Annotated in this window: 1 protein-coding gene and 1 pseudogene; both read left to right on the forward strand. The window is 52.0% G+C overall.

Annotated elements, in window-relative coordinates:
- Window positions 1–12 precede the first annotated feature (12 nt).
- On the forward strand, window positions 13–171 hold the full coding sequence (locus tag HNV26_RS39595; RefSeq protein ID WP_495525098.1) for a hypothetical protein: 159 nt from the start codon (window positions 13–15) through the stop codon (window positions 169–171).
- Between the two features lie 31 nt (window positions 172–202).
- Window positions 203–415 (forward strand): annotated as a pseudogene (locus HNV26_RS37600) (tRNA (guanosine(37)-N1)-methyltransferase TrmD); the annotation flags it as partial.

A 415-nucleotide genomic window follows, 5' to 3' on the forward strand; every position in this document is an offset into this window, starting at 1 on the left:
GTCATCGATATGATGGAAACCGGGTCAAATGACGTTCTCGTCATCAAGGCAAACCTGAAAGATGCGTTTGGCATCAAGGAGCGGCTGGTTCCGTTCCTCGATGGGCAGGTTATCAAGAAAGTCGATCTCGCTACTCGTACAATCGAAGTAGATTGGGATCCTGGTTTTTAAATTCTCCGGATAAACGGTAAAAGACGGCGCTATGTGGATTGGCATAATTAGCCTGTTTCCTGAAATGTTCCGCGCAATTACCGATTACGGGGTAACTGGCCGGGCAGTAAAAAATGGCCTGCTGAGCATCCAGAGCTGGAGTCCTCGTGACTTCGCGCATGACCGGCACCGTACCGTGGACGATCGTCCTTACGGCGGCGGACCGGGGATGTTAATGATGGTGCAACCCTTGCGGGACGCCATC

It is taken from the genome of Myxococcus xanthus (assembly GCF_013116825.1).
Classification (GTDB): domain Bacteria; phylum Myxococcota; class Myxococcia; order Myxococcales; family Myxococcaceae; genus Myxococcus; species Myxococcus xanthus_B.

Bases quoted from the DNA above. Each gene is read 5' to 3' on its own strand.
- HNV26_RS39595 (WP_495525098.1), top strand. From the start codon at position 13: ATGGAAACCGGGTCAAATGACGTTCTCGTCATCAAGGCAAACCTGAAA.